Here is a 25,927-nt window from a genome sequence, read left to right as displayed (position 1 = left end):
GGGCTTGCGAGATGAGGGGCTTGCGTTGCGGGTGTCAGGTGCGTGCTGCGCGGAGGGCGGTGACAACTCGGGACGGGCTCGAGTGGCCGACCTGTTCGGCCATCCAGCTGCTTGTGTCGGTGAGCGAATCCAGGTCGATGCCGGTGTCGATCCCGAGGCCGTGGAGCATCCACACCAGATCCTCGGTGGCGAGATTTCCGGTCGCGCCCTTGGCATATGGGCACCGTCCGAGACCACCTGCGGAACTGTCGAATTCGGATACCCCAGCGGTCAACGACGCATAGACGTTCGACAGCGCCTGGCCGTAGGTGTCGTGAAAGTGCATGGCGATCTGCGATGTGGGGATGCCACGTTCTCGGAGGGCGCCGAGCAAAGCGAGTACATGGCCAGGTGTGCCGACGCCGATGGTGTCGCCGAGTGAGAGTGACGTGACACCGCTGTCGATCAGGGTCTTTGCGATGTCGGCGACACGCTCGACGGGCACGGAGCCTTCCCAGGGGTCGCCGAAGCACATGGAGATGTAGCCGCGGACGGGAAGTCCCAGGGCTCGGGCGGCCGTAGTGACCTCGGCAGCCGCGGCGATCGCGCCGTCCACCGTGGAATTGAGGTTGCGTTTCGCGAATTCCTTTGTGGCGCTGACGAATACTGCAACCTCGCTTGCTCCGGCGGCGACGGCCCGCTCGAGACCCTTGCGGTTCGGGACAAGAACGACCGTACGTACCGAGTCCGGCAGGTGCAGCCGACCCATCAATTCTTCCGCGTCCGCAAGTTGCGGGATCCATCGAGGTGAGACGAAACTCGTCAATTCGACAGTGCGGGAGCCGGCCGCGACCAGGCGTTCGATGAACTGGGCTTTCGTCTCGGTCGGGATCACCGCTGTTTCCGCTTGAAGTCCGTCGCGTGGCCCGACTTCGTAGATCCGGACCGAGGTCGGCAGCCCCGGCGCCGGCACTCGATGAGGCGCCGGCTTCCACACCGGTGATCCTGCAACTGTTTCGGTCATTGTCGTCAGTTTCCGCCGCGGATCTCGGCGAGAACCTTCTCGGCATGCTCGACGCGAATGCTCTTGTCCGCGATCAGGCGTGCCACCACGGCGTCGATCTCGTTCTTCTGCGCTCCGGCGGTGGCAGCGATGTTGCGGGCGTGCAGCCCCATGTGTCCGCGCTGGACACCCTCACTGGCCAGAACGCGGACCGCAGCCAGGTTCTGCGCCAGGCCGACTGCCAGGATGATGCCGGCGAGTTCCTCGGCGCTCTCGACGCCGAGCATCTTGATTGCGGCCTGCGCTACGGGGTGCACTTTGGTGGCCCCGCCGACGAGGCCGACCGGCATGGGCAGTTCGAGGGTGCCGACGATGTTTCCGTCGGCATTCTTCTCGAAATGCGAGAGCGACGAGTAGATTCCGTCGGCGTTGACTGCATGGGAATGGCACCCGGCTTCGACTGCGCGCGTGTCGTTTCCGGTTGCCAACACCACGGCGCTGATGCCGTTCATGATGCCCTTGTTGTGTGTCGCGGCGCGGTAGGGATCCAGCTCCGCCAAGCGTGCGGCATGGATCAGGTTGTCCACTACCTCTGCACCGCCGATCAATTGGGCGTCGAACACGGCACGAACGCGCGTCAGCCGCAGATCTGCCTTGTTGGTGAGAATGCGAAGAACGACGTGCCCGCCGCCGATCTCGGCTACTCGATCCGCGATTGCCTCTGCCATCGTGTTGACTGCGTTGGCGCCCATGGCATCTCGTACGTCGACATGAAGGTGGAGGACGACGTAGGCGGCCTTGTCCGAGGACACGATGCGAACCGAAATGTCCTTCACGCCACCCCCGACGCTGACCAGCTTCGGGTCCTGCTCGTTGGCGAGTGCAATGATTTCTTCACGTGCCTCGAGGAGTCGGATGCGGGCAGCTGCCGGATCCACGACGTCGACGAGTTGAATCTGGGCTTGCATGATCGGCTGCGTGCTCGAGACGTGAAAGCCCCCGAGTCCGCGTGCGATGCGAGCAGCGTTACTCGCGGCTGCGACTACCGACGGCTCCTCGGTGGCGAGGGGGATCAGGTAGTCCGTGCCGTTGATCGTGAAGTTGGTGGCCACGCCGACCGGGATGCCGATGACGCCGAGGACGTTCTCGACCATGCGATCGGCCTGATCGATGGTGAGGCCGTCGGCAGCGTCGTAGACCGCGATGTCTGCTTCGGTCAGGTCGGTCTGGCGAACGATCTCGGCGCGCCGTGCGGCGACGTCGTAGGACCGGAAATCGGCGATGCGGCTGTTGGTTGATCGGCTGCTGGTTGATGACACGGGGGGTCGTCCTCCTGAAGTGGTTCTGTGCTCCGCTTCACAGTAGGGAGGTCGATGCTTGCCAGGCCACGTGCTCACGACACATCGATCGGTCGAAATTGTAGTGTCATGCACCATCGGTGCTGTCGGTGATGCCGCTTCCGGCCTCTTCGGTTCCCACGTCCCGAAGTTCGTCGAGCCTCGTCGCCATGGACACCCGGAAAAAGTTCTCGTCTTCCCGCCACGATTGACCGAGGAGCGTACGGATGCGGTCGAGACGCTGAACGACGGTGTTGGGGTGATAGTTGAGTGCGCGGGCAGCCTTGGTCGGGCTCCCGTCGTTGCGTACCAGGGCACGAAGGGTCGCGGTGAGATCGGTGTCCTTGTCGCGGTCGTACGCGAGTACCGGGCCGATTACTTCGTCGATGAACTGATGAAGTGATTCCGGATTTTCGCCGAACAGAACGGTGTACGGCAGATATGACGCCGTCGTGACCGCGCCGTCGGTCTTGCCCAATGCCGTGAGTAGGCGGGCCGTGCGCAGCGCCGAGGTGAAGCGCGCCGGGAGCTCTTCGGGGCGTTCCGCCGTCGCCGGCGCAATGACTACTGCGTGCGGTCCTACCGAACCGGTGATCTGACGGTGAATGACCGTCGCCGCGGCTGCCGGGTTTCCCGAGCGCGAGACCACCGCGATCAATCCGGCATGCTGCGCCGCCAACCCCGCTACCGGCAGAGACTGCCCGATTGCGCGGAGCGCGGCGGTGCGGAGTTCCGGAGCGACCGACACCACGAGGACGGTGTCCAGTTCGCCGAGTGAGATGCCGAGGTTTCGGGTCCTACGTTCGAGATCGCGCCTGCGCTCGGGGGCAGTGCTCAGCAAGTCGGCGACCAGTTCGTCACGTGCACGCCGGTCCGCTGCTGCCGCCGCCGAGTGTTGCAACACGAGGATGGCAGTGACCTGAGCTGCCCGTTCCACGGTCCGGAGTTCGACGGGGCCGATCGGCGCGTCCGAACGATTCAGCAAGATGGCCCCGAGGAACGATTCTCCGGCGGTGACGGCGCTGACGAGTTGGATCACGGTCTCACTGTCATCGGCGACAAACGTGCATCGGCCGCTTCGGCGACTCTGGTCGATGGCCTCGGACACGGCGGGAGGAAGAGACATCGGCACCGTCGTGATCTGCTCGCCAGAGGATTTCACGAGAGGGCGTAGCTCACTGTCGACGACGACGGTGCTGCGCTCGAGAGAGCTGCTGAGAGTTCGTGCAACCTGGGCGTATCCGCCGCCGCGGAGAACGGCGTGGATCAGATCCTGGTGGACGACGTTCGATTTGTCCCGCGCGGACACGTGTTCGCGCAGCTCGTCGAGTGCTCGCCCGGTCTCGGCAGCGGATTCCTCGGCGCGGTCGAGTGCCCGCGCGGTTTGCAGGACCACCGAGGCGTGATCAGCCAGCGCCGAGAGCAGGGCGATCTGATCTGCGGTAAAACGCCGTTCCCGACGGTCGGCGGCAAACAGGACTCCGAGGATCTGGCCGTCGGAGAGCATCGGCACGCCGAGAATCGCCACCAGACCCTCGGCGACGATCGCGGCATCGACCACTTCGTCATGGCGCGACTGCGTGTAGTCGCTGTAGTTCTGAACCCATTGGGCTGCTCGAGATTCGGCAATCGCGCTGACCAGTCCCGCGCCGGCAGGAACTTGCAGATGCTGGAGTTCCGGCGAGACCGCGCCGGCCGTCTTTCGAACATTCAGGTCACGAGTGATCACGTCGAACTCGGACAGGTATGTGACGTCGGTGCCCATGATGTCGTGTGCGCGGTTGACCAGCCTCTGCAGCAGTGTGTCCACGTCGCGAACCTGCGCGAGCTCACGTGCACTCGAATAGAGAACCGCCAATTCGTTCTCGCGACGGCGAAGTCGCCGAAATTCCGACCGACTGGCCCGGATGCGGGCCGCGGTCTCCGCGACCTCCATTGCGCCAAAGCCGAATTCGGCAAGTACCTGTTCGACATGTTCGTCGCCGACTGCATCGGACGTCACGTCGAACAGCGCGGCAATCACGTTGGGCGCCGAGTCGGAGTCTGAATCAGGGGCGGTCACACCGAACAAACTACAGACCGGTGGATCCACCGAATTCGTCGAGCGGTGTGGATATGTGATTGTTGTTTGTTTCCAATGCATTCCGAGTCGTGCTCGTGTCTCCCGTTTCCCGTCTCAGTCTGTTCACGTCCTTCTCGAGCGCGCTGACTTCTGTCTCGAGGGCACTGATTTTGCGGTTCAACGCTTGGATGCTCGCCATGCAGACGCCGTTCGCGTCGACGGCGGAGATCCGGCGGGCGTTGGATCCCAAGCCGAAAATCGCCGCAAAGTCTTGCGCCATCGGACCCAGGTGACGGACCGACTTGTGGTCGAATCCGTAACTCCACGTACTTATTCGGAGTGCCGTCAACCGGTCGAGCACGTCCTGCACGCTCGTCGGAACATCTACGCCGGTATGCACGCCACGTCGATGCGCGGCCCGTGCGAACACCCACTGCGCGGGGTGTCGCATCGCGGCGTTCACCCGAACACCGACCCGAGTGCCCAAAAATTCAGTGCGCTCGCCCTCGTCAGGCGGTGAGTTCACGTCGTGCGGTTTTGACGGTCTTGTCGCTCAGCAGAATTCCCGCTCCTGCGCCGAGCAGTCCGAGGCCGATTCCGACAGCGGCGCTGCCGAGGCCCAAAGCAATTCCCAACATGATTCCTCCAAAAATTGTGCGGTGAATTGAGGGGCCAGGTGTCCGACGAAAGTGCTGCCGACCTGCTCCGCGCTCATCTTTCACATTGCTCCGCCGTGCGGGCGATGACAACCCGTCTGGACCGAATTTCTCGTGGAAAACACAGGCGTGCAACACTGGGTGAAGAACTGCTGAGTCATCGGCGTCTTGTCGGCGCCGTACGGGCGGCAGTAATTGAGTAGCCATCGACCGATCTCTAACGCAGGTTTATCTGCGCGCGGCAACGATGACCAGGCAAAAGGGTGGCATGTGAACGAATCGAGCAGTGGCTTGTTTTCCGACCTCAGCGCGTCGGAGCCCGTTGTCGACGCAAAAAGCGCCGAGCAACTGGCTGCCGAGCGCGAAACTGCGGCAGCAGAACGCTCCAACACCGACACCGCTGAACAGCGGCAGTCGCAGCTGTTCAGCGGTTAAGCGCGTCAGGACTCCTTGATCACCGACAGAACATTGCCGGCGGGATCGGTGAACCAGGCGATGTCGGGGCCGTTGCCACGCATGATGCCTCGCGCATCCTGGGGGAATCCGTCGTATTTGAGAAACTCCACGCCACGCGCGGTCAGTTGGTCGACGGTTGTGTCGATGTCGTCGACGACGAAGTTGAGAATCGTGTAGGTCGCCGCTTCGTGATTCGGCTTCGGATAAACGAGGATCTCGGTTCCGCCGGCAAGATGTAGGCGAATCAGTCCCATGTCTCCGTCGGTTACCTTCAACCCGAGTGTTTCGCCGTAGAACTTCTTTGCAGAGTCGATGTCTGTCACCGAAAATCCGCTGAATGCTTTCGTGTCTGTAAGCATGACTATCTCCGTTCCCAGCGGTTGCCGGACTAGGTGGTTTGGGAATCCGTCATTCCGGATTCCATCTCGGCCCTGGCTTCCTCGCTGAACTCGATGATCTGAACGTAGTTTCCGTCGGGGTCGATCGCGGTGGCGAACAAACTGCCCCCGCGGTCTTCGAGTGGAGCGTGCCAGTTTCCGCCGAGCGCATCGATGCGCTGTGCGATCGACCGGGCGTCGTCGGTCTCGACGTTGAGGAACATGCGACCCGGCTGGGGGTTGGTCTCGCCGACGTCGTCGCGTCTGTCGAGCATCACGTAGAAACCGTTGAAGTCGAGCACGTCGTAGCCGGGTTCGCCGGGAGTCCGGTCGACCTTCGGGGCGAACGCCTCGGCGTACCAGTCGCGCAAGCGTTCGGGGTCGGTGCTCGAGAGCAAAATGCTGCTGATGCTGGATCCGGACATGGGTCCTCCTGCTGTCGGTCGTTACTGTCGTCGGCAATCGAGGCTCTGGCCACGTCACCTCCCAGATACAGACTTCCCGCAGCGGCGAAACTCATCGCGGCTCAGGTGTGTTCCGATACCAAGATCGCTGTCGTCCCTGGTTCGAGCGCCCGAAAGATGTGCTCCTCGTCGCCGGGATAAGCAAGATAGTCGCCCGGTCCGAGTTCGATCGGATTTGCAGTGGGCCCGACCTGCGCCCGTCCGGTGCCGATCACGACGTGTTCGGTGGTGCCGCGTGCATGCGGAGTCGAAATACGCGGCTCGCCCGGTTCGGCGACTATCCGATACAGATCGCGTCGTGCGTTCGGTGGGCTCGGCGCCAAGAGTGTCGCGATGTACGACGCGTTTGCCGACGCAATCGCCGGACCTTCTCCGGCTCGAATCAACTGAACGGTCTGTGCCTGAGAGTCGACGAGTTGTGAGAACGGCACGCCCAATGCGTTTCCGAGTGCCCACAGTGTTTCGAGGCTCGGATTTCCGAGTCCGGATTCGAGTTGGGAGAGTGTGGACTTGGCGATATCGGCGCGCCGGGCGACCTCCGAAAGGCTCAAGCCTGCTCGGGCACGTTCGCGTTTGAGTGCGACGGCGACCAGTTTCTGAGGAGTCTCCGCTGTATCCGTTTCATTACTGGGCATCGTTCGATTCTCCGATCGATCGTTCTACTTGACGAACGGTGTGACTTCGTTCAACATAGAATACATGCGTTCTTTATGGCGAACAGTTGATCGAGACACGGTTCGGGTGAGCGTGCTGATCTGTCTCTCCGTGGCCATCGTCGGTGTGTCCTACGGTGTGACGGCAGGATCGGCTGGATTCTCGTTGTGGCAGCTTTTGGCGTTGGCTGTACTCGTTCTGGGAGCGTCTTCGGAGTTCTTGTTCATCGGAATCATCGCAGCCGGAGGCAGTGCCACCGCTGCTGTTGTGGCGGGCTTGTTGATCAACTCCCGTAACTTCGCCTATGGGATGTCGGCAGGATCATTCCTCGGCAGGGATCGCTACAAAGATTCAGGCTGGCGCAGGGGCTCGGGCTGGCGCAAGTTGGTCGGCGCGCACCTGGTCAACGACGAAAGCGTCGCGGTCGCCATGGCGCAGGAATCGGTGGAGCGCAAGCGTGCGGCTTTTTGGTTCTGTGGAATCGGGATCGCGGTGTCGTGGCCGATCGGAGCTCTCCTGGGCGGACTGCTCGGCAGAGTCGTCCGAGACCCCGGCGCGTTGGGATTGGATGCCGCGTTTCCGGTTGTCATTCTGGCCCTTGTCTTTCCTGCGCTGAAGGAGAAGGTGACGCTGCTTGCCGCCCTGATCGGTGCAGCAGTCGCGGTGGCCACGTCGCCGTTCCTGCCGTCGGGTACCGCTCCGCTCGTTGCGCTGCTGAGTATCGCGGTGACGATACCGTTCCGGGAGAAGGTTCGATGAATACCGCGTCGGTCTGGATCGGTATCGTCGTGTTCGCTTGCGGTTCTTACGCTTTGCGGGCAAGTGGCGTTCTGCTCCGCGCTCGGGTGAAGCTCTCCGGCTTCGCCGAGAAAACCCTCGATCGTGCTGTCGTGGTGCTGCTGCTCGCAGTGGTTGTGACATCGACGGTCTTCACCGGGCATGACGTTGCGGGGCCGGCGCGGATGCTCGGCGTGGTGGCCGGAGGCATCTGCGCCTGGTTCAAGGCGCCGTTGGTGGTCGTGGTGATTGTCGCGGCCGGCACTACTGCAGTACTCCGACTGTCAGGAGTGTCGTAGAGCCGATTCGATGGGCGTTGAATCGGGGATCGAATTCAGGCGAGTGCGAATGCCGTCGATGAACAGGTCCAGGCCGAACTGGAAGCGCACTGTCGGATCGCCGTCGAGGAGGTCCTCGTCGGAACCGCCGCCGATCACCTCGGGGGAGTCGGGGGAAATGGGCGCTCGGGTCAGTGCCCCCATTTCTTCCATCTGCGCTCGGGACTGCTCGTCCACGGTATGGCCGAGTACGTAATACAGCAGGGCGTACGCCGCGAGTTGGGCGTGCTCGCGTGAGAGACCGGATTCTTGCCCGGCTTGTACGAAATGCTCGCGCACCTTGCTGTTCGTCATCCGCGAAGCGAAGGTGGCGCTGACCAACTCGGCGCCATCGCGGTGCGCCAGTAGGGCAGACCGAAGTCTGTGTGCCAGTTCGGAATACGCTTCTTGCCACGTGTCTGCGTCGACGGGGGCGTCGAGGTCTTCGAGGATCTTGTCGACGACCGCGCCCAGCAAGGTCTGCTTGTTCGGGAAGTGCCAGTAGAGAGCGCCGGGTTGGACACCCAGTGACGTTGCGAGCCTGCGCATCGTGAGGTCGGCAAGTCCGAACTCGTCGAGTATCGCCATGGCGCCGTCCAGCACGTCGCCGCGTCGCAACTGCACTTGTTGTTCCCCTCGTTTCGTCCCGCTGTGGAGCGCTTTCGATCGAATGTCGATCGGACCCGCCTTTGACAGTATTCCACCACGTCTCTAACGTGAACACCGTTCAACTTGTACGGTGTTCAATTTTGCTGGTTTCGAAGGAGACGTCTGTGACCCCGCCCCCGATTAGCACGGCCCCTGCGACGGTCGACATCCTCGACCAGGCGCGCGAGCAAGTTCTCGAAAGAGGAGTTGGCCTGACCGAAAGCCAGGTGCTCGACGTACTCCGACTCGACGACGACAGGCTCGAAGACCTGCTGGCTCTCGCCCACGATGTGCGTATGAAGTGGTGTGGACCGGAGGTCGAGGTCGAGGGCATCATCAGCCTGAAGACGGGCGGCTGCCCTGAGGACTGCCATTTCTGCTCGCAGTCCGGGCTCTTCCAGTCGCCGGTTCGCGCGGCGTGGTTGGACATCCCGAGCTTGGTGGAAGCTGCCAAGCAGACTGCGAAGTCGGGCGCTACCGAGTTCTGCATCGTGGCCGCCGTCCGCGGACCCGACGCCCGGTTGCTCGCTCAGGTTGCCGCAGGCATCGAGGCGATCCGCAACGAGGTCGACATCCAGATCGCCTGCTCGCTCGGCATGCTGACTCAGGAACAGGTCGACCAACTGGCCGCCATGGGTGTGCACCGGTACAACCACAACTTGGAGACCTCGAAGTCGCATTTCCCGAACGTCGTCACCACGCACTCGTGGGAAGAACGCTGGAACACCCTGCGGATGGTTCGCGAAGCAGGCATGGAAGTGTGCTGCGGCGGAATCCTCGGCATGGGCGAATCGCTGGAGCAGCGTGCAGAATTTGCGGCCAATCTGGCTGAACTGGAGCCGGACGAGGTCCCGCTCAACTTCCTCAACCCGCGTCCGGGTACCCCGTTCGGTGATCTGGACGTGCTGCCCGCCAGCGAGGCGCTCAAGTCCGTGGCGGCATTCCGACTCGCGCTGCCTCGCACGATCCTGCGCTTCGCGGGTGGACGCGAAATCACTCTCGGCGACCTGGGTGCCAAGCAGGGCATCCTCGGCGGAATCAACGCCGTGATCGTCGGCAACTATCTGACGACCCTCGGACGTCCCACCGAGAAGGATCTGGATTTGTTGGTGGATCTGCAGATGCCGATCAAAGCACTGAACGACACTCTGTGAGCATTCCGGTGACCGAGGAGCGGTACAACCCGTTCACCGGGCGTCGGATCGTCGACGGCGTCGACGATCCGACGCCGACTGCGGCGTCGATGGGGCTCGAGCCTCCTCGCTTCTGCGAGCAGTGCGGGCGCCGCATGATCGTTCAGGTCAGCCCTGACGGATGGTGGGCGAAATGCTCCCGACACGGTGTCGTCGACTCGATCGACGTCGCCCGCAGGTAGCGTCACTCTGTGTGATCTCTCTTCGGCAGACTCGTCTGCGCACCGCGATCGTGATCGCCGCAACCATTGCGGGCGTGAGCGTGCTCGTCGGTGTGCTGTGGGCGTTCTTGGCTCCGGCCGAGCACCTGTTGGTGGTGTCCGAGGGGCGCGGCGTCGCGTTGACGGGTGAGAGCCTTCATCAGTTCGACGCGAGCGCCGTGTTCATCTGGCTGGCACTGATCGTCGGTGTGCTGTCGGCGGTGGCGGCCTGGTTGGCACGCCTGAGTCGAGGTCCTTATGCCCTGGGCGGGTTGATAGTCGGTTCAGTGGCAGGTACCGGACTGATGGCACTCGTGGGTTCGGGCGTGACAAAACTGCGTTTCCCCACGGCCGACAATCCGGCGGTCGGGGAGATCATTGCGCGGGCCCCGAACGTCGGAACTTTGCTCGTGCTTCTGTTTCAGCCGCTCGCGGCGTGCGTCGTGACATTGGTTCTTGCAGTGCTCAATCCGTACGACGACCTCGGGGTGGGGGACCACCCGGAATCCGGGGATCCGGAATCTGGGGATCCGGCCACCGACACCGAACAGGCCGAAGTCGAAAGCCAGCCGAAACTTCCGTAACTGTTGCGTCGCTACGCCGCAGAGGTCGACGAGCGCTTGGTTTCGGCTTTCATTCGCACGTCACCCAACAGTCGCCCGGAAATCAGCGCGCCCAACCGGCGGGTTGCGAAGCGAGTGCTGATCGAGGACACCCAGTTCGGCAGTCCCGATACGACGGTCGGCGGCGCGTAGCGTCGATCCAGTGCTCGGAAAGCGGTGTCCACCACCTGAGTTGCCGTCTGCATTCGCCCGACCGCCGCGTCTTCGGAGCCGACTACGTCGAAGAACTCGGTGCGCGTCGGACCGGGGCACACCGCCAATACAGTCAATTCGCTGCCGCGAGCTTCGGCCCAGAGTGCTTCGGTGAAGTTGAGTACGAACGCCTTGGACGCGCCGTAGACGGCCATGCCCGGTGTCGGCTGGAACGACGCTGTGCTGGCGATGTTGACCAGTGCTCCGCGGCCGGTGAGAAGGTCGGGCAGGAATGTGTGTGTCAGCTCGACCAGCGTGGCGATGTTGAGCTGAATCTCGGACGTGACGCGCTCGAGATCTTCGTCCACGAATGCCCCGTGTGTTCCGAATCCGGCGTTGTTGATCAGCGAGTCGACGGTGATGCCACGGTTTGTCAGCTCCTGGTGCAGCGATGCACCGACGCCGGGTGCGGCCAGGTCGGCGGGCAGGACTGTCACGATGATGCCGTGGGCGCCACGGAGTTCGGTGGCGAGTGCCTCGAGGCGGTCGGCCCGCCTGGCGACCAGAACCAGGTTTGCGCCGCGAGCGGCAAAGCGATGAGCGAATTCCACTCCGAGCCCAGCGCTGGCTCCGGTGATGAGGACGGTGGTTCCGGCTACGTCGATGGCCATGGTGGCTCCTTCGGTTCGGGTGATCCCAAATGTAGGCACTGACACCATAGTTGTCAATGACAACATTTTGATATGGTGCCACCATGCCCGCCCACGAACAGCCGTATCATCACGGCAGCCTGCGACAGGAACTCCTGGCGTCGGCCGAAGCAACACTCGAACGAGATGGCGTCGACAAGTTGTCGCTGAGGCAACTCGCGCGTGAGGCGGGCGTGAGCCACGCGGCTCCGGGCAAGCACTTTCGTGATCGCCAGGCTTTGCTCGATGCCTTGGCCGAAAGTGGATTCCATCGGATGACCGGTGAGCTCGAGCGGGCAGTCGCGGATGCTCCACCGACCGCGAGGGCCCGGTTCTCCTCGCTCGCCAATGCCTACGTGGATTTTGCGCTGGAGCATCCGGGCCTGCTCTCTCTGATGTACAGCAACAAGCATGCGCCGGGCGCCGCCGAAACTGTCGTCAACGCGGGGCACGCGACGATGGACCTGACCGTCCGGCTCGTTTCGGAAGCTCAGGCCGCAGGTGACATTGCCGCCGGTGATCCGGAAAGTATTGCGCTGGTTGCCTTTGCGACGTTCCACGGCGTCGCGACGCTTGCTGCGGGCGGAATGTTGGGCGACGTGCCGGTGGGCGAGGTCGTGAACGCGGCCTCGACGGTCTTCTGGGCGGGCCTTTCCAGGGCAGTCTGAGGTGGGGCGCGCAATTCCCCAGAGTTCTCACAGAACCAGCACAAGGGAAGCACAAGATTGCGGACTTACATAGGAGTCAAGAAGTTTGATTCCGAGTGGAGGTTCGGCAATGAGTGTTTCAGAGATCGCCCCCAACAGGGGAGTTGTACTTGTCACGGACATCGGATTCGAGCACGGTGCGCGCACGGCCGCCGAGTTTCTCGACGCTGGTTGGAGCGTGGCAGTCACGGCGCGGACGGTCACCGAATTGGTTCGCGTCATGGCGGGAAAACCTGCCCATCGCTTCTTTGCGATTGTCGCCGATCCGACGGATCGTTGGCAGGCCGATCGGATTCTCGATCGGGTGACGACTCGGTTCGGTGTAATCAACCGGGTCATCGATCCGGCCGGCGCCGTGACCTCGGTGTGGTTGCAGCGCGGAAGTCTCGAAGCTGTTGCCTGACAGTGCGATCGGTGTCAGCTTGGCGGCCGTAGTGCGGCGAATTCGTCGGTGACCCGCAAGGTGGAGTCGGTGAAACGGTACAGGGCGGGTGGACGTCCACCCGACTTGCCGGACGGTGCGGTGTTGCCGGTGGGAGTCAGAACGCCTCGACGCCCCAGCACGCGTTGCAAGTTGGTGGCATCGACCTGGTAACCGAGGGCAGCGCAGTAGATTTCGCGCAGTGTCGACATCGCGAACTCTTCCGGGGCCAGCCCGAATGCGATGTTGGTGTACGAGAGTTTCGCGGCAAGTCGATTGCGCGCGTGCCGTACGACGGTTCCGTGGTCGAACGACATCTCCGGCAACTTCGAAACGGGGTGCCAGGCTGTGTCCGGTGGCAGTTGTGGGTCGGCGCTGAGGGGAACGAGTCCGAGGAAGGTCGACGCGATGCGGCGCGGACCCGGCACGCGCTGTGGATCACTGAAGACGGAGAGCTGTTCGAGGTGGGCGACCTTTCGTAGGTCGACCTTCTCGGCGAGGAGTCGTCGAGCGGAGGTCGTCAGGTCCTCGTCGTCGCGCAAAGTGCCCCCGGGCAGGGACCACGTGCCCTTCTGTGGGTTGAGTGCACGCTGCCACAGCAGTACGGCCAACTCTTCACGCCCTTGCGGGCAGTGATCGCCGTCACCTGCGGCGATGCTTGCGGGGAAGGTGCGAACTTGGAACACCGCTGCAAGCACTTCGTGGGTGGTGTTACTATTGGGCACGTTTTCGATCCTAAGTCGAAAACCTCGAATACGGAAATCCGGGCCAGCCCGTCCGGATTTGAACTGGGTGACGAGCCCGGGTTCACGGTGAAGGAGAACGCCATGACGACCACGACGTTATGGGAGGGATCGGCCTCGCAGATTCACGACGGCCCCGGCGGATACAACGGAGTCGAAGCGACCCCCGAGTGGGCCGCTGAGATCAAACGTCTGGCTCGCGAACGCGGCGCGACGATTCTTGCGCACAACTACCAGCTGCCTGCGATTCAGGACGTCGCCGATCATGTCGGTGACTCCCTGGCGCTGTCGCGAATCGCTGCCGAGGCGCCCGAGGACACGATTGTCTTCTGCGGTGTGCACTTCATGGCCGAGACCGCGAAGATCCTGTCGCCGTCCAAGACCGTGCTGATCCCGGACGAGAGAGCCGGCTGCTCTCTGGCCGACTCGATCAATGCCGAGCAGCTTCGTGAGTGGAAGGCCGACAACCCGAACGCGCTGGTGGTGTCGTACGTGAACACAACCGCAGAGGTGAAGGGTCTCACCGACATCTGCTGCACCTCGTCCAATGCCGTCGACGTGGTCAACTCGATCGATCCCGACCGCGAGGTTCTGTTCCTGCCGGACCAGTTCCTGGGAGCTCACGTCAAGCGCGTGACGGGCCGTACCAACATGCAGATCTGGGCCGGTGAGTGCCACGTGCACGCCGGCATCAACGGTGACGAGCTGACGGCCAAGTCCAAGTCGCACCCAGACGCCGAGCTGTTCGTGCACCCTGAATGTGGTTGCGCTACTTCGGCTCTGTACCTAGCCGGTGAAGGCGCGGTCCCCGCGGACAAGGTCAAGATTCTCTCCACCGGCGGAATGCTCGACGCTGCCCGCGTCACCAAGAGCAAGCAGGTTCTGGTCGCGACCGAGATCGGGATGCTGCACCAGTTGCGCAAGGCAGCGCCCGACGTCGATTTCCAGGCCGTCAACGACCGCGCGTCGTGCCCGTACATGAAGATGATCACGCCTGCCGCGTTGCTTCGCTGCCTTCTCGAGGGCAAGGACGAGGTCCACGTCGATCTCGAGATGGCCAAGCGTGCACAGAAGTCGGTGCAGCGCATGATCGAGATCGGTAATCCGGGCGGCGGCGAGTGACCAGCCCTGCCGGGCGTTTCGCCTGGGAGGCTCATGCCGACCTGGTCGTCGTGGGAGGCGGTGTCGCGGGCCTCACCGCTGCGCGCACCGCTTCCCTGCGGGGACTGAAAGTACTCACGGTCAGCAAGGGCGGTCCGACGGACACCGCGACTCAGTACGCGCAGGGCGGCATCGCGGTCGTCGACGATCTGAATACGGATTCCGTCGAGTCGCACGTTTCGGATACGTGTGAGGCCGGCGTCGGTTTGTGCGACGAGGAAGCCGTCGATTCCATCGTCGAAGCTGGTCACGACGCTGTTGCTGCGCTGGCCGCGTTGGGAGCGGTCTTCGATCGCGGGCGAGACGGCGAGGTGTCGCGCACCCGCGAGGGTGGGCACAGCACGCGTCGGATCATCCATGCCGGCGGCGACGCCACTGGCGCGGAAGTGCAGCGGGCTCTCAATGCTGCCGGGCTCCCCGTTCTGTTCGGTGCAGCGGCAGTCCAGGTGGTGACCAACCGGCGTGGGGTGTGCGGACTCATCGTCTCCTCGCCGGAAGGCCTCGGAGTGATCCATGCGCCCGCGGTGCTGCTCGCTACCGGCGGACTCGGTCAGCTGTATGCCTGCAGCACAAATCCGCCCGGAGCGACTGCCGACGGAATCGCGTTGGCACTCGAAGCCGGTGCGGCGATTGCGGACCTGGAGTTCGTTCAGTTCCATCCGACGGTGCTCTTCACTCCGGGCGGGGTAGGCCGCCGACCCCTGATCAGTGAGGCGGTCCGCGGCGAGGGCGCGATTCTTGTCGACACCAACGGTGATTCGGTCACCGCAGGTGTTCATCCGCTGGGTGATCTCGCCCCGCGTGACGTGGTCTCGAGGGCAATCGCAGCACGCCTACGCGATCTCGGCACTGATCACGTCTATCTCGACGCTCGCAAGCTCGACGGTTTCGATTCGAGATTCCCGACCATCACGGCGTCCTGCCTCGAAGCGGGCATCGATCCACGCACCCAATTAATTCCGGTCGCCCCGGCCGCGCACTATTCGTGCGGCGGAGTCGCCACCGACGTCCATGGACGAACGGGAGTGCCTGGTCTCTACGCAGCAGGCGAAGTGGCTCGCACGGGATTGCACGGCGCGAATCGTCTTGCGTCCAACAGCCTTCTCGAGGGTTTGGTAGTCGGGGAGCGTGCAGGAATCGCAGCTGCCGAGCGTCGCGAGGTTCATGCCGAAGTGGTCAACGTGGTGCGCAAGCCGATGCCGATCCTGCCGCGAGAGACCGTGCAGTCCGTCATGACGGCACACGCGTCAGTGGTTCGCGACGGAGGCGGTCTCCAGATTGCGCGAGCCGCGCTTGCCGACGCCGAACAGACAGTGGCGGTGGCTGCTCCGGACCTCGAAGACGCGGCGCTCACGTTGACCGCGACTGCATTGGTCGACGTGGCCGTGGCGCGAACCGAGAGCCGTGGCTGCCATACCCGCACCGACTATCCTGAAACAGATCCGAATCAGCGTCGCAGCACTCGGATCAAGATGGGTGCCGACGGAGCGCTCGAAATACCCGACATGTTGTTGACAGGAGTTCATTGATGACCGAGCAGAAGATCCTGCCCGCGCCGCTCGACCGTGACGAGCTGCTCACATTGGTCAGGCTCGCTCTGGACGAGGATCTGCGCTATGGACCCGACATCACTTCTACCGCAACGGTTCCCGCCGATGCGGTCGCGAAGGCGTCGGTCGTCTCACGCTCCTCGGGTACTGTCGCCGGCATCGACGTCGGACTGCTTGTTCTCGACGAGGTGATCGGCGCGGGTAACTACGAGGTCGTTGATCGGGTGGCCGACGGAACTCGGGTTGCGCCAGGTCAATCGGTGCTCACCGTTGTCGCACCCACCCGCGGACTTCTCACGGCAGAGCGCACGATGCTCAACCTCGTCTGCCATCTCTCGGGAATCGCCACGGCGACATCACAGTGGGTCGACGCCATTGCCGGCACTCATGCCAAAGTGCGGGACAGCCGAAAGACGCTGCCCGGACTGCGTTCTCTGCAGAAATATGCAGTCCACGTGGGCGGAGGCGTCAACCACCGTATGGGATTGGGCGACGCGGCGTTGATCAAGGACAACCATGTTGCTGCTGCCGGTTCGGTGGTCGCAGCACTTCGTGCGGTCCGTGAGCTCGCCCCGGACATCGAGTGCGAAGTTGAGGTCGACAACCTCACTCAGCTCGATCAGGTGCTGGCGGAGAACGTGGAACTTGTTCTGCTGGACAACTTCCCGCTGTGGCAGACGCAGATCGCGGTCCAGCGCCGAGACGCTGTTGCTCCAGAAACCAAACTCGAGTCATCCGGTGGTCTCACCATCGACGTTGCCGCAGAGTACGCCCGAACCGGCGTCGACTACCTCGCTGTCGGTGCCTTGACGCACTCGGTGACGGTCCTCGACCTCGGGCTCGACATGTAGGTGTCGCTATTGCTCGGCGTCCAGCAGTTGCGGGACGGCCGAGCGAAGCGCGTTTGTCACGGTTGCGACCGCCGGGTGAGCGTCGGAGCCCGCTCGGTGTGCAATCTTCGTCCTTCGTCGAATGTGCATCGGCGTCAGGCGCACACCTAGCGGCGGATGGATTGCTCCGAGTTCAGGAACCAGCGAAACACCCTGTCCCGCAGCGACGAGGGCGAGAACGGTGGCGAATTCGTCGATGTGGTGTCGCACTTTCGGGGTGAATCCAGCTGCCTGGCATGCGCGAATAGTCATTGCATGACAAGCAGTTCCGGGAATTGCGGTAATCCAGGGACGTTCTACGCAGTCGGTCAGTGATGCGACAGCGTCGTGGGGATCTGACTCGATGTCACTCGAAGCGAGGTACACGGCTTCGCTGCACAGCGGCAATGTCGTCAGGCCCGGTTCGGTGGGGCGAGGGACGAAGTCGTAGTCGTGAATCAACGCCAAGTCCAGAGTCCCAGCTCGTAGGTCGTCGGCGACGTCCGCCGGGTCGATCTCCGAAACCATCGGTTCCAACCCGGGATGCTCGCGAGACAGGGCGATCAATGCCGCCGGGAGGATCGCCCGTGCCGCGGTCGGGAACGTTCCAATGCGCAGCGGCCCCGCCAGTCCACGACGTGCGTCGACCAATTCACCTGACGCCTGCTCCAGGCGTTGCAGGATGGCTTCGGCATGACGTGCGAGGTTCTCACCGGCGGGTGTGAGTCGGACGCGACGGCCTGTTCGTTCCAGCAGCGGCACGCCGGCTTCACGTTCGAGGACGGCCAACTGCTGCGACACCGCGGAGGGACTGAACGACAGCGCCTCGGCAACGGCAACGATGGTTCCGCGCAGCGCTAGTTCGCGCAAGAGCTTCAGTCGGCGAACATCGAGCATCAGCTCAGCTTACGCTCGACGATGGAAATGCGAACTAGACCTACAAGGTTTGTTCGGTGAGGCTGAGTTCTATGACTACGACTCGAGTTGACCTGGCCGGAATCCATGTTCCACTGATCACGCCCTTCGAGAGCGACGGTCGTATTGCAATCGGTGCACTCGAACAGCTTGCGCACCAGGTCCTCTCCGAGGGTGCGGTCGGACTCGTTGCGCTGGGGACTACAGCGGAAGCCGCAACACTCACCGAACAGGAGAGAGTGACCGTTCTGGATATCTGTGCGAATGTGTGCCGTGCGAGAGGCGCGACGTTGATCGTCGGCGCGGGCAGTAACGACACGGCGGCCAGTGCGCAGGCGCTCGGGAGGCTGGCTCGGTGGCCTGAGGTCTCGGCGGCGTTGGTGCCGGTTCCCTCCTTCACGAGGCCGTCGAAAGCCGGTGTGGTGGCGCATTTCGCGCATCTGCAGTCGTCGAGCCCAGTGCCGCTGATCGTCTATCACGTGCCGTACCGGACTGCGTGCGATCTGGACAGCGGCACTTTGCAGGAGGTGGGTACTTTGCCCGGGGTTGTTGGTGTGAAGTATGCCGCGGGCGGTATCGACGCAGCTGCCGTCGAACTCTTCGCGGATCTTCCAGGCGACTTCGCCGTACTGGCGGGGGATGATCTATTTCTCGCGCCTCTTCTGGCCTTGGGTGCGGCCGGTGGCATCTTGGCGTCCGCTCATGTGTCGACCGCTGAGTTCGTCCGCTTGGTAAAAGCTTGGGACAGTAGCGATGTGGACGGCGCCCGTGACCTCGGGCGGAGTTTGTCGAAGCTGTCCGGAGCTCTGTTTTCCGAACCGAACCCGACTGTGATCAAGGGCGTATTGCATGCGTTGGGACAGATTCCGACTCCCCATGTGCGACTGCCGTTGCTACCTGCGGGTGACGAATCGGTAGCGCGGGCGCTCGAGGTCTACCACTCTTGACTCGAACGCATGTTCGAGTATTGTGTGGGGAGGGGATCGGGGGATTCAATGAGTGTCTTGTTGTCGGATGTGGTGTCTGGTTCTGCGGTGGGGTTGCGCGGACGGTTGTGGCGGTTGTCTGCTTCTGAGTTGCGTGCTGCTGCTGTCGAGGCTAGTGCGGAGATTCTGCGTCTCGAGGCTGTGCGGGTGGCGGTGGTGGACGAGTTGTCGTTGCGCCCGGATGATCAGGTGATTGCCAGCCGCGGTGTGGGTGCGTGGTTGGCGGCTAACACGATGCTGCAGGTTCGGGACGGGAAGAAGATCGCCGCGTTGGGTGCTGCTTTGCGGCCGTTTCCGGCGGTGGCGGCTCGGTTCGATGGCGGGGATTGTTCGTTCGAGCATGCTGTGTTGATCGTGGCGTTCTGTGAATCACCACCGAAGGGCATGCCGGAGGAGGCGCTCCCTCGCTGTATCGACCTACTGCTTGCGGCTGCGTCGGGCGTGGAAGCGACGACGACGAAGGTGCGGAACGTGATCGCGACCTTGGAGCGGTTGTTCGAATCGGATGAGATTCCACCCGCCGAAGACGTCGACCGGAATGAGCTGCGGATCGCGTCGACATTGAACGGTCGAGTGGTGGTGCGTGGTGATTTCGATGCTCTCACCGGGGAAATGTTGTTGTCGGCGTTGTCGAATCTGACGATGCCGACCCCGGCACCCGATGGAACCCCGGATGCTCGGTCGGCGGCGAAGCGGACTGCGGATGGGTTCACGGAACTGATCCGGCGTTATCTCGATTGCGCCAAGACCGGAATCGATGGTGGTCAGCGTCCGCATGTGAACGTGCACATCAATGCTCGTGATTTGGCGGAGCATCGGGATTGCGCCGCGTCGCCTTCTGATGTGGACGACGAAGGCTCACCCGATCTGGACTTGTCGGATCTCGATGTCGGGCACATGCCCTGGCTCGGACCACTGTCCGTATCGCAGACCAGGCTTCTCGGGTGTGATTGTTTCCTGTCGACCGTTCTGCTCGACGATCACGGCGCGCCCTTGGATGCGCAACCAGGAAAACGATTGGTCACCGCCGAACAGCGAGTGGCGTTGATCGCCCGGGACAAGGGTTGCGCGTTCCCGGGCTGCACATGCGTGCCCGCCTGGACGGATGCGCACCATATCCGGCACTGGGCGAACGGCGGGCCGACGGTGATGAACAACCTGGTCCTGCTGTGCCGTTCACATCATCGGTTGATGCACCGCAAATCAGAGTTCGTCGGGAAGTGGGTGATCCGGATCGGGGTCGACAACAAACCGTGGTTCATCCCGCCGCCCTCGATCGACCCCGGCCAGCACCCGCGACCGGCCAACACCACATTCAAAACCTGACTGAGTGGTGACACCCGTTCAGGCGCACAACTTCACGCCGATAGGCTTCAACTCGGAGATACACCCGGGTTGGGGCCTGGAGGCCGTGTTGTTGTGAACGGCCGCAGATATGGGGGAGGTCATATGGTTGTGGACGTTGTGCAAGCGGTCGAGACCGATGGGCCGGAGATTCTGGCGCTGCGGCATGCGGCAGAAGACTGGTTGGCAGAACGCGGAATCATCCAGTGGCGCCCGCGTGAAGTGTCTGTCGAGCAGGTCGAGCAGCAGATTTCGAGAGGGGAGTTCTTTGTTGCGCGAGACCGGGAGCAGTCGAGGATTGTCGGCGCCCTGCGGTTGATCTGGTCGGACCCTGTGGTCTGGCCCGATTCGAACGATCCTGCCGGCTACGTGCACGGTTTGGTCATCGATCGAGAATTCTCGGGCACCTCGTTGGGCGAACGCTTACTCGTCTGGGCCCATCGACGGTCCGCGGACGAGGGCGCGCAGTACCTGCGGCTCGATTGTGTAGAAACCAACGTGCGGTTGCGCCGCTATTACCGAGACGCGGGTTTCGCCGAGGTAGGGCGTCGTGACTTCGGAGACGATGCCGACAACGGTTGGTTCAGCGTCGTGCTATTCGAGCGCTCCCTGACCTGAGCCATTCACAGCAACTTTCCAGCCGGCTCCCAGTGCCGCCAGGGTTGGAGACGCGATCGTTGGCAGGACAGTAACTCGTGAAGGGACTTCCTGATGACCGCCGTTCTGCATCCGGCCCCGCGTCAGCGGCCGGCACCAACTGCCCATCGCGCGGAGCCCTCGCCGTCGTGGTTCCGCACGCGCAGTACAGGATTGGCGCTGACGATCCTGTTGGCAGCAACGGCAGTCCTGTATTTGTGGAATCTGACCGCGAGTGGCTACGCCAACACCTTCTACGCTGCAGCGGCGCAGGCCGGCTCCCAGAATTGGAAAGCGTGGTTCTTCGGGTCCCTCGATACCTCGAATTTCATCACGGTCGACAAACCGCCCGCTTCATTGTGGGTCATGGGTGTGTCCGGACGAATCTTCGGATTCTCGAGTGCCAGTCTTCTAGTTCCGCAGGCGTTGATGGGCGTCGGATCAGTTGCGCTCGTGTATGCGGCCGTCAAACGAGTGGCGTCGCCCGCTGCGGGTTTGGTGGCGGGAGCTGTTTTGGCAGCTACGCCCGCTGCCGCCCTGATGTTCAAGTTCGACAATCCTGATGCACTGTTGGTTCTGCTCATGACTCTTGCCGGCTACTTCGTGATTCGGGCTATGGGCACGGCGATCGGTCGTCGAGCCGCGATGTGGGTGGCGCTCGCAGGAGTAGCGCTGGGGTTTGCCTTTCTCACCAAGATGCTGCAAGGGCTGATGGTGTTGCCTGCATTCGGTGCCGCGTATTTGATCGCCGGACAGGTGCGCTTGCGGACTCGCCTGGTCCACCTGGTGATCGGTGCTGCGTCCGTTGTCATATCGGCTGGGTGGTGGGTGTTGGCAGTGTGGCTGTGGCCCGCTGATTCTCGCCCGTACATCGGCGGATCGACCAACAACAGCGTCATGGACTTGGTACTGGGATACAACGGATTGGGTCGACTTTTCGGGAGCACCGGTGGCGGTGGCGGAATGGCCGGTGGCAGTGCAGGTTCGAGCTTCGGGGGAAGTGCCGGACTCGAACGGCTGTTCGGCAGCGAGATGGGTATCCAGATTTCCTGGCTTATTCCTGCGGCTTTGATTGCGTTGGTGTTCGGCTTACTCGCCTGTGGGCGCGCACCGCGCACAGATCTTGTCCGTGCGTCGCTGATCCTTTGGGGTGGCTGGTTTCTCGTTACCGGCCTGATCTTCAGCTACATGTCCGGCACGATCCACCCCTATTACACAGTTGCGCTGGCGCCCGCCGTCGCGGGGATGATCGGGACCGGTGGATACGCTCTGTGGTTGGTCCGTGCCCGTTGGATCGGACGTTGCGGGTTGGCTGCGACGATGCTGGCCGCAGGAATCTGGAGCTGGGTGTTGTTGCACCGCAATGCCGACTGGCTGCCGATGCTGAAGTGGATTCTGTTGGCGGGCACTGTCGTCGGCGCGATCCTGGTTCTCGTGGGAGCTAAGGATCGATTTCGCAAGCTCGCTGTCGCTGGATTGATTCTTGGATCGTTGGCAGGGATAACCGGTTCTGCGTCTTACGCGATTGCCACTGCCGCAACAGCGCACGGTGGGTCCATCCCGACGGCCGGACCGACCGGCGCCGTGTCCGACTCCGGAATGGGCGGGGGAGGAGGTATGGGTGGGGGTCCAGAGTTGCAAAACGGCGACGCTCCACCGAATTCTTCTGACGCGACTGTAAATCCGACGTCGAACGGGCAAGAACTGAGTAGCGGTAGCGAAAATGCTTCCGAGCTGACGGCAATGCTGGTCAATGCGGGCACCACGTGGACGGCCGCGACCAACGGCTCGCAAAGCGCAGCAACCTACGAATTGGCCAGCAACACCGCGGTCATGGCGATCGGCGGTTGGAGTTCCGATCCCGCACCGACATTGGATCAATTCATCCAGTACGTGGCAGACGGAAAAGTTCACTACTACATTGCCGGTGGCCAGGGCGGAAGCCAGCGAGAGGGCCAAAGCGGGGACAGCACGTCGAGTGCCATCCAGGAATGGGTCGAAGCCAATTTCGCATCGACGACCGTGGGAAATTCCACGGTTTACGACCTCACTGGGTATGTCGGATAGTGACGTAGTTGTTGCCGTAGGCAATGATCGAGAAATGTCTGGGCGCACCGCACACGAGTCGAACCGTCGCCGCGAGCAATGGACCTGGCGCGACGGGTTGGTGATCGTCTCGATCGTCGCCTTGGGAACTGTTGTCGCGGCGGTGACGAACGAGGACACGGGCGCGTCGATTCCCGGATGCGAGTCTGTGGAATCGCCGGGTCCGCCGGTGCGATTCAACTACGGTTTTGCCGGTGAGCCCGGTTATGGCGACCCGGACTATCCGTGGTTCTCGGGTCCGAAGGCCACCGCCATGAGCGATGCACTACTCGAATCGTTGCCTTCCGATGTGGAGGTTGTATTTGCGAGTCCGTCGCAATCGCTCGAGTTTGCGCCGATCCAGAATTACCGGGGGGCTTCGTTTCCTGACGGGGTCGACCCGATCGAGTTCAGCGGTTCTACGTCGGCGAAGGGAACCTTGACTCGCGTCGGGCGGACTGCGGATATCTCGGTTCAGGTGCGTGCATGGGATCAGCCGGTGCCGCCGTGCTTGGAGGGTCTGGTGGATCGGCGGGAGCATCTCGAAAACGGAACAGTGCTCGACATCGCCGATTTCGAGGACAGAGCCGATTTCGAAGACAAAGACGGTTCGGAAGTCGGGGGCGAGCGCGGAGTCGTCGCGTATCTCGGTGATGGATCCCGGGTTGTTGCCAGCGTCGACACGTCGACCGGAACTTCGTCGGATGCTTCCCCGCTCTTGACGATGGACGAACTGATCGCGTTAGCGACCGCGCCGGGGCTTGCGGTGACTGCGCCGGTTCCAGACTCGACGCCGCCGCCGATGGCATCCTGCTACACCGATTCTGTGAATGCCGGTCCACCTGCGTCGCGCATGGATATCGACCGACTGAATCAATTGCTCGATGCACGTTGGAAGGATCTCGGCGCGGCAGGCGTCACTTTGGAGCGCCCGCTCGGTTCGTTGGTTCCAGATGATTACGGACAGGGAGGAGTGTGCGAGCGGATCGTCGCCTCGACAGCGGACGGCAGCAGCGATGTCGAAATATCAGTTGGTACCGCTGTGCCGGAACCGGGTGAGACACTGACGTTGCCAGGCTCCACGACCGTGACTCGCCTGGTCGATCCCGATGGCTCGGGCGATGACACGGTCCGGGTTGTCCAGCCCTCCGGCGAAACCGTGGTGATTACCCAGTTCGTGAAATCGGCCGACACCACTACAGCGCCACCCTTGACGATCGAACAGCTCGAGTTCATTGCAACCACTCCAGGCTTGGTGATTTCGGCTCGGTGACGGTGGTGCTGGCACAATAGTGGCGAATTGTTCGTACCTAGAGACGTCGGAGGCTCAACGAATGGGCGATGCCAGCCCTGCTCGCGGTGACGATTTCTCCACCTGGTTCATCGATCAGTTCTCCGTGTACTGGCAGTCCGGCGGTGGGGCCCGCATCGAAGGACGTATTGCGGGCTATCTGTTGATCAGCGAGTCGCCAGGGGTCAGCGCCGAAGAGTTGGCGCAGGCACTCGGAGCAAGTCGCGGATCGGTGTCCACCTACATTCGTCGGTTGATCGACCGGGGGTTCGTCAAGCTCACGCGCAAGCCTCGGGATCGGACTCACTACTACGTCATGGATTCCGACGTGTGGGGCGGATTCCTCGAAACAGAGCACGTGTATCTCGAGAATCAACGCAAGCTTGCGACCGAGGCCCTGCAGTACGCAAATCCCAACGGTCCCGCGTACATTCGTGTGCTCAACATGCGCGATTACATGGGGTGGATCATCGACAATCGCATGCTGAGCAGTGAGTGGATGCGATTCAAAGCTGAACGCGACGGCAAGAAACCCGCGTCCGAATAGGACGCGGGTTTCTCGATCGCACGATGCTGATCTACATCACTTGTTCAGCTTCGCGATTGCCTTGTCGATCATCGGCACGTAGCGCTCGAGCGACCAGGGCACGGTCAGAGGGTTGATCATCGAGGAACCGGTGACGAAGGGCTGTTCGGTCGGAGCGATGACAGTTCCCCGAGCCACAGCGGGGATTGCCTGGTAAGCGGGCTGCGCTTCGATCTCGGCCCGGTTGGCCGGGTCCGAGTAGAAGGTGAAGAGCAGGTCGGACTTGTCGAGGAGGTTTGCGTTCTCGAGGCCGATGACGGCGGAGTCTGTTCCTTCAGATTCCGTCAAGGTGTAGACGACGGGATCCACCTGCAGGCCAAGTGCGCGGACCATGGCCACACGCTGCTCTTCGGCGAAAAAGACGCCGAGGGTTCCTGGGCCCGTGTTGTAGATGAAGGAGAAGCTGACGTCGGCGTAGTTCGGATGTGCTGCAGTCGATTCCGCGAACTGCGACTTGATCTTGTCGATTTCGGCTGTCGCCTTCTCGGATTCGCCCATGGCTTTGCCGATGACGTTGATCTGGTCTTCCCACGTGATGGTCCAGGGGCTCTCGGCGTAGGCGACGGTCGGCGCGAACGCGTTGAGTGAGTCGAACTGCTGCTGTGTGATGCCGGACCAGGGGGCGAGGATCAGGTCGGGTTCGAGAGCGATGATCGCCTCGATGTTGAGATCGGTTCCGCCGGTGAACTGCTCTGGCAGTTCGCCACCTTGCTTCGTGACCGCTTCGTGCACCCACGGCAGATACCCGGTGTCGTCGCTGCCCCATGCGTACTTTTCGACGCCGACGGGGATCGTGCCGAGCGCGATTACGGTCTCCGCCGACCCCATGCCGAGAGTCACGATTCGCTCGGGCTTTTCGGTGATGACGGCGTTTCCGAGCGCACTTTCGATGGTGACGGTTTCGAAGTCGCTGCTGCTCGATTGGGTTGCGGTGTCGTTGTTACTGCATCCGCCGATTACCAGGGCAGCAATGACCAATCCACTCAGCGCCACAGTTCGGCGAAGTGAGCGCACACGGGCGTATCGCATGGGGAACCTTCCGTTGTCGATGCGCCGAGGAGTGAGA

Annotated in this window: 30 protein-coding genes; 17 read left to right on the top strand and 13 right to left on the bottom strand. The window is 62.6% G+C overall.

The features are described 5' to 3' along the window. Positions 1 to 34: 34 nt before the first annotated feature. The 5 genes from RHP72_RS16700 to RHP72_RS16680 form a co-directional block, all read right to left on the bottom strand. Positions 35 to 1,003 carry a hydroxymethylglutaryl-CoA lyase gene (locus RHP72_RS16700; protein WP_082931393.1) on the bottom strand — a complete coding sequence of 323 codons (969 nt, stop codon included), beginning with the start codon at positions 1,001 to 1,003 and terminating at the stop codon, positions 35 to 37. 5 nt (positions 1,004 to 1,008) lie between these two features. Continuing rightward, positions 1,009 to 2,301 carry a hydroxymethylglutaryl-CoA reductase, degradative gene (locus RHP72_RS16695; protein ID WP_311093622.1) on the bottom strand — a complete coding sequence of 431 codons (1,293 nt, stop codon included), beginning with the start codon at positions 2,299 to 2,301 and terminating at the stop codon, positions 1,009 to 1,011. Between the two features lie 106 nt (positions 2,302 to 2,407). Further along, positions 2,408 to 4,381 (bottom strand): GAF domain-containing protein, encoded by a 1,974-nt coding sequence (locus tag RHP72_RS16690; RefSeq protein ID WP_311093621.1) that lies wholly within the window; start codon positions 4,379 to 4,381, stop codon positions 2,408 to 2,410. A gap of 10 nt (positions 4,382 to 4,391) precedes the next feature. Next, positions 4,392 to 4,844 carry a tail fiber domain-containing protein gene (locus tag RHP72_RS16685; protein ID WP_311093620.1) on the bottom strand — a complete coding sequence of 151 codons (453 nt, stop codon included), beginning with the start codon at positions 4,842 to 4,844 and terminating at the stop codon, positions 4,392 to 4,394. A gap of 46 nt (positions 4,845 to 4,890) precedes the next feature. Continuing rightward, a complete protein-coding gene (locus tag RHP72_RS16680; protein WP_003941742.1) occupies positions 4,891 to 5,019 on the bottom strand; it encodes a hypothetical protein in 129 nt (42 codons plus the stop codon). Positions 5,020 to 5,307: 288 nt separating this feature from the next. On the opposite strand from RHP72_RS16680, the gene RHP72_RS16675 reads away from it, so the two are divergent. Beyond that, positions 5,308 to 5,472 (top strand): hypothetical protein, encoded by a 165-nt coding sequence (locus tag RHP72_RS16675; protein WP_003941708.1) that lies wholly within the window; start codon positions 5,308 to 5,310, stop codon positions 5,470 to 5,472. 5 nt (positions 5,473 to 5,477) lie between these two features. Here the strand turns inward: RHP72_RS16675 and RHP72_RS16670 are convergent, their stop codons facing one another. The 3 genes from RHP72_RS16670 to RHP72_RS16660 all read right to left on the bottom strand — a co-directional run bounded on the left by RHP72_RS16670 (position 5,478) and on the right by RHP72_RS16660 (position 6,969). Further along, a complete protein-coding gene (locus RHP72_RS16670) occupies positions 5,478 to 5,852 on the bottom strand; it encodes a VOC family protein (protein WP_030537100.1) in 375 nt (124 codons plus the stop codon). Positions 5,853 to 5,881: 29 nt separating this feature from the next. After that, positions 5,882 to 6,295 (bottom strand): VOC family protein, encoded by a 414-nt coding sequence (locus tag RHP72_RS16665; protein WP_003941719.1) that lies wholly within the window; start codon positions 6,293 to 6,295, stop codon positions 5,882 to 5,884. Between the two features lie 101 nt (positions 6,296 to 6,396). Then, the gene (locus RHP72_RS16660; protein ID WP_047270126.1) at positions 6,397 to 6,969 is read right to left on the bottom strand and encodes a helix-turn-helix domain-containing protein; all 573 of its coding nucleotides are present in this window, start codon (positions 6,967 to 6,969) and stop codon (positions 6,397 to 6,399) included. A gap of 64 nt (positions 6,970 to 7,033) precedes the next feature. Here RHP72_RS16660 and RHP72_RS16655 point away from each other — a divergent pair, with 64 nt between their 5' ends. Beyond that, the gene (locus tag RHP72_RS16655; RefSeq protein WP_311093619.1) at positions 7,034 to 7,747 is read left to right on the top strand and encodes an AzlC family ABC transporter permease; all 714 of its coding nucleotides are present in this window, start codon (positions 7,034 to 7,036) and stop codon (positions 7,745 to 7,747) included. Continuing rightward, a complete protein-coding gene (locus RHP72_RS16650) occupies positions 7,744 to 8,064 on the top strand; it encodes an AzlD domain-containing protein (protein WP_007733089.1) in 321 nt (106 codons plus the stop codon). Before RHP72_RS16655 ends, RHP72_RS16650 begins: the two co-directional genes overlap by 4 nt. Here the strand turns inward: RHP72_RS16650 and RHP72_RS16645 are convergent. Then, complete coding sequence (locus RHP72_RS16645; RefSeq protein ID WP_007733086.1) at positions 8,050 to 8,706, bottom strand: TetR/AcrR family transcriptional regulator C-terminal domain-containing protein; 657 nt, start codon at positions 8,704 to 8,706, stop codon at positions 8,050 to 8,052. The genes RHP72_RS16650 and RHP72_RS16645 overlap by 15 nt on opposite strands. 164 nt (positions 8,707 to 8,870) lie before the next feature. Here RHP72_RS16645 and bioB point away from each other — a divergent pair, with 164 nt between their 5' ends. From bioB to RHP72_RS16630, 3 genes are read left to right on the top strand one after another with little or no spacing between them, the layout of a single operon-like run. Beyond that, positions 8,871 to 9,884: a biotin synthase BioB gene (gene bioB / locus RHP72_RS16640; protein WP_218694920.1), complete on the top strand. Its 1,014-nt coding sequence runs from the start codon at positions 8,871 to 8,873 to the stop codon at positions 9,882 to 9,884. Beyond that, entirely contained in the window at positions 9,881 to 10,105 is a 225-nt protein-coding gene (locus tag RHP72_RS16635; protein WP_054186694.1) for a hypothetical protein, read from the top strand. Before bioB ends, RHP72_RS16635 begins: the two co-directional genes overlap by 4 nt. Before the next feature lie 11 nt (positions 10,106 to 10,116). Next, positions 10,117 to 10,707: a DUF2567 domain-containing protein gene (locus tag RHP72_RS16630; RefSeq protein WP_058226961.1), complete on the top strand. Its 591-nt coding sequence runs from the start codon at positions 10,117 to 10,119 to the stop codon at positions 10,705 to 10,707. Positions 10,708 to 10,718: 11 nt separating this feature from the next. Here RHP72_RS16630 and RHP72_RS16625 read toward each other — a convergent pair whose 3' ends face one another. Beyond that, positions 10,719 to 11,549 (bottom strand): SDR family oxidoreductase, encoded by an 831-nt coding sequence (locus RHP72_RS16625; RefSeq protein WP_311093618.1) that lies wholly within the window; start codon positions 11,547 to 11,549, stop codon positions 10,719 to 10,721. An 83-nt stretch (positions 11,550 to 11,632) separates the two neighbouring features. Between RHP72_RS16625 and RHP72_RS16620 the strand changes: the two genes are divergently transcribed. Together RHP72_RS16620 and RHP72_RS16615 are read left to right on the top strand one after the other, a co-directional pair. Continuing rightward, positions 11,633 to 12,235: a TetR/AcrR family transcriptional regulator gene (locus tag RHP72_RS16620; protein ID WP_193595233.1), complete on the top strand. Its 603-nt coding sequence runs from the start codon at positions 11,633 to 11,635 to the stop codon at positions 12,233 to 12,235. A gap of 109 nt (positions 12,236 to 12,344) precedes the next feature. Beyond that, the gene (locus tag RHP72_RS16615; protein WP_003941794.1) at positions 12,345 to 12,677 is read left to right on the top strand and encodes a hypothetical protein; all 333 of its coding nucleotides are present in this window, start codon (positions 12,345 to 12,347) and stop codon (positions 12,675 to 12,677) included. 14 nt (positions 12,678 to 12,691) lie between these two features. Here RHP72_RS16615 and RHP72_RS16610 read toward each other — a convergent pair whose 3' ends face one another. Further along, entirely contained in the window at positions 12,692 to 13,420 is a 729-nt protein-coding gene (locus tag RHP72_RS16610) for an NUDIX domain-containing protein (protein WP_007733069.1), read from the bottom strand. A 102-nt stretch (positions 13,421 to 13,522) separates the two neighbouring features. On the opposite strand from RHP72_RS16610, the gene nadA reads away from it, so the two are divergent. Genes nadA through nadC form a run of 3 tightly spaced genes read left to right on the top strand, consistent with a single transcriptional unit; the run spans position 13,523 to position 17,000 of the window. Beyond that, positions 13,523 to 14,560 (top strand): quinolinate synthase NadA, encoded by a 1,038-nt coding sequence (nadA, locus tag RHP72_RS16605; protein ID WP_003941702.1) that lies wholly within the window; start codon positions 13,523 to 13,525, stop codon positions 14,558 to 14,560. After that, entirely contained in the window at positions 14,557 to 16,128 is a 1,572-nt protein-coding gene (locus RHP72_RS16600; RefSeq protein WP_311093617.1) for an L-aspartate oxidase, read from the top strand. Before nadA ends, RHP72_RS16600 begins: the two co-directional genes overlap by 4 nt. Continuing rightward, entirely contained in the window at positions 16,128 to 17,000 is an 873-nt protein-coding gene (gene nadC, locus RHP72_RS16595) for a carboxylating nicotinate-nucleotide diphosphorylase (protein ID WP_003941805.1), read from the top strand. The genes RHP72_RS16600 and nadC overlap by 1 nt, the downstream gene beginning before the upstream one ends. A 6-nt stretch (positions 17,001 to 17,006) precedes the next feature. Here nadC and RHP72_RS16590 read toward each other — a convergent pair whose 3' ends face one another. Continuing rightward, complete coding sequence (locus tag RHP72_RS16590) at positions 17,007 to 17,915, bottom strand: LysR substrate-binding domain-containing protein (protein ID WP_070160579.1); 909 nt, start codon at positions 17,913 to 17,915, stop codon at positions 17,007 to 17,009. Between the two features lie 71 nt (positions 17,916 to 17,986). Between RHP72_RS16590 and RHP72_RS16585 the strand changes: the two genes are divergently transcribed. The 6 genes from RHP72_RS16585 to RHP72_RS16560 all read left to right on the top strand — a co-directional run bounded on the left by RHP72_RS16585 (position 17,987) and on the right by RHP72_RS16560 (position 24,822). Further along, positions 17,987 to 18,880 carry a dihydrodipicolinate synthase family protein gene (locus RHP72_RS16585; RefSeq protein WP_311093616.1) on the top strand — a complete coding sequence of 298 codons (894 nt, stop codon included), beginning with the start codon at positions 17,987 to 17,989 and terminating at the stop codon, positions 18,878 to 18,880. Between the two features lie 48 nt (positions 18,881 to 18,928). Continuing rightward, a complete protein-coding gene (locus RHP72_RS16580) occupies positions 18,929 to 20,245 on the top strand; it encodes a DUF222 domain-containing protein (RefSeq protein ID WP_311093615.1) in 1,317 nt (438 codons plus the stop codon). 123 nt (positions 20,246 to 20,368) lie between these two features. After that, on the top strand, positions 20,369 to 20,881 hold the full coding sequence (locus RHP72_RS16575; RefSeq protein ID WP_311093614.1) for a GNAT family N-acetyltransferase: 513 nt from the start codon (positions 20,369 to 20,371) through the stop codon (positions 20,879 to 20,881). A 93-nt stretch (positions 20,882 to 20,974) separates the two neighbouring features. Then, the gene (locus RHP72_RS16570; protein WP_311093613.1) at positions 20,975 to 22,966 is read left to right on the top strand and encodes a glycosyltransferase family 39 protein; all 1,992 of its coding nucleotides are present in this window, start codon (positions 20,975 to 20,977) and stop codon (positions 22,964 to 22,966) included. 34 nt (positions 22,967 to 23,000) lie between these two features. Then, the gene (locus RHP72_RS16565; RefSeq protein ID WP_311093612.1) at positions 23,001 to 24,257 is read left to right on the top strand and encodes a hypothetical protein; all 1,257 of its coding nucleotides are present in this window, start codon (positions 23,001 to 23,003) and stop codon (positions 24,255 to 24,257) included. Positions 24,258 to 24,318: 61 nt separating this feature from the next. Beyond that, entirely contained in the window at positions 24,319 to 24,822 is a 504-nt protein-coding gene (locus RHP72_RS16560) for a GbsR/MarR family transcriptional regulator (protein WP_003942377.1), read from the top strand. Positions 24,823 to 24,858: 36 nt separating this feature from the next. Here RHP72_RS16560 and RHP72_RS16555 read toward each other — a convergent pair whose 3' ends face one another. Further along, on the bottom strand, positions 24,859 to 25,890 hold the full coding sequence (locus RHP72_RS16555; RefSeq protein WP_311093611.1) for an iron-siderophore ABC transporter substrate-binding protein: 1,032 nt from the start codon (positions 25,888 to 25,890) through the stop codon (positions 24,859 to 24,861). Between the last annotated feature and the right edge of the window lie 37 nt (positions 25,891 to 25,927).

The organism is Rhodococcus sp. SG20037 (genome assembly GCF_031763325.1).
Lineage (GTDB): Bacteria > Actinomycetota > Actinomycetes > Mycobacteriales > Mycobacteriaceae > Rhodococcus_F > Rhodococcus_F qingshengii.
This window is presented reverse-complemented; position numbering and strand designations above follow the sequence as displayed.

Excerpts from the sequence above, each read along its gene's own strand:
- RHP72_RS16555 (WP_311093611.1), bottom strand. The coding sequence starts at position 25,890 with ATGCGATACGCCCGTGTGCGCTCACTTCGCCGAACTGTGGCGCTGAGT.
- RHP72_RS16570 (WP_311093613.1), top strand. The coding sequence starts at position 20,975 with ATGACCGCCGTTCTGCATCCGGCCCCGCGTCAGCGGCCGGCACCAACT.
- RHP72_RS16655 (WP_311093619.1), top strand. The coding sequence starts at position 7,034 with ATGCGTTCTTTATGGCGAACAGTTGATCGAGACACGGTTCGGGTGAGC.
- RHP72_RS16575 (WP_311093614.1), top strand. The coding sequence starts at position 20,369 with ATGGTTGTGGACGTTGTGCAAGCGGTCGAGACCGATGGGCCGGAGATT.
- RHP72_RS16660 (WP_047270126.1), bottom strand. The coding sequence starts at position 6,969 with ATGCCCAGTAATGAAACGGATACAGCGGAGACTCCTCAGAAACTGGTC.
- RHP72_RS16565 (WP_311093612.1), top strand. The coding sequence starts at position 23,001 with ATGTCTGGGCGCACCGCACACGAGTCGAACCGTCGCCGCGAGCAATGG.
- nadA (WP_003941702.1), top strand. The coding sequence starts at position 13,523 with ATGACGACCACGACGTTATGGGAGGGATCGGCCTCGCAGATTCACGAC.
- RHP72_RS16585 (WP_311093616.1), top strand. The coding sequence starts at position 17,987 with ATGACTACGACTCGAGTTGACCTGGCCGGAATCCATGTTCCACTGATC.
- RHP72_RS16620 (WP_193595233.1), top strand. The coding sequence starts at position 11,633 with ATGCCCGCCCACGAACAGCCGTATCATCACGGCAGCCTGCGACAGGAA.
- nadC (WP_003941805.1), top strand. The coding sequence starts at position 16,128 with ATGACCGAGCAGAAGATCCTGCCCGCGCCGCTCGACCGTGACGAGCTG.
- RHP72_RS16580 (WP_311093615.1), top strand. The coding sequence starts at position 18,929 with ATGAGTGTCTTGTTGTCGGATGTGGTGTCTGGTTCTGCGGTGGGGTTG.
- RHP72_RS16670 (WP_030537100.1), bottom strand. The coding sequence starts at position 5,852 with ATGCTTACAGACACGAAAGCATTCAGCGGATTTTCGGTGACAGACATC.
- RHP72_RS16680 (WP_003941742.1), bottom strand. The coding sequence starts at position 5,019 with ATGTTGGGAATTGCTTTGGGCCTCGGCAGCGCCGCTGTCGGAATCGGC.
- RHP72_RS16615 (WP_003941794.1), top strand. The coding sequence starts at position 12,345 with ATGAGTGTTTCAGAGATCGCCCCCAACAGGGGAGTTGTACTTGTCACG.
- RHP72_RS16665 (WP_003941719.1), bottom strand. The coding sequence starts at position 6,295 with ATGTCCGGATCCAGCATCAGCAGCATTTTGCTCTCGAGCACCGACCCC.
- RHP72_RS16700 (WP_082931393.1), bottom strand. The coding sequence starts at position 1,003 with ATGACCGAAACAGTTGCAGGATCACCGGTGTGGAAGCCGGCGCCTCAT.
- RHP72_RS16650 (WP_007733089.1), top strand. The coding sequence starts at position 7,744 with ATGAATACCGCGTCGGTCTGGATCGGTATCGTCGTGTTCGCTTGCGGT.
- RHP72_RS16625 (WP_311093618.1), bottom strand. The coding sequence starts at position 11,549 with ATGGCCATCGACGTAGCCGGAACCACCGTCCTCATCACCGGAGCCAGC.
- RHP72_RS16590 (WP_070160579.1), bottom strand. The coding sequence starts at position 17,915 with ATGCTCGATGTTCGCCGACTGAAGCTCTTGCGCGAACTAGCGCTGCGC.
- RHP72_RS16560 (WP_003942377.1), top strand. The coding sequence starts at position 24,319 with ATGGGCGATGCCAGCCCTGCTCGCGGTGACGATTTCTCCACCTGGTTC.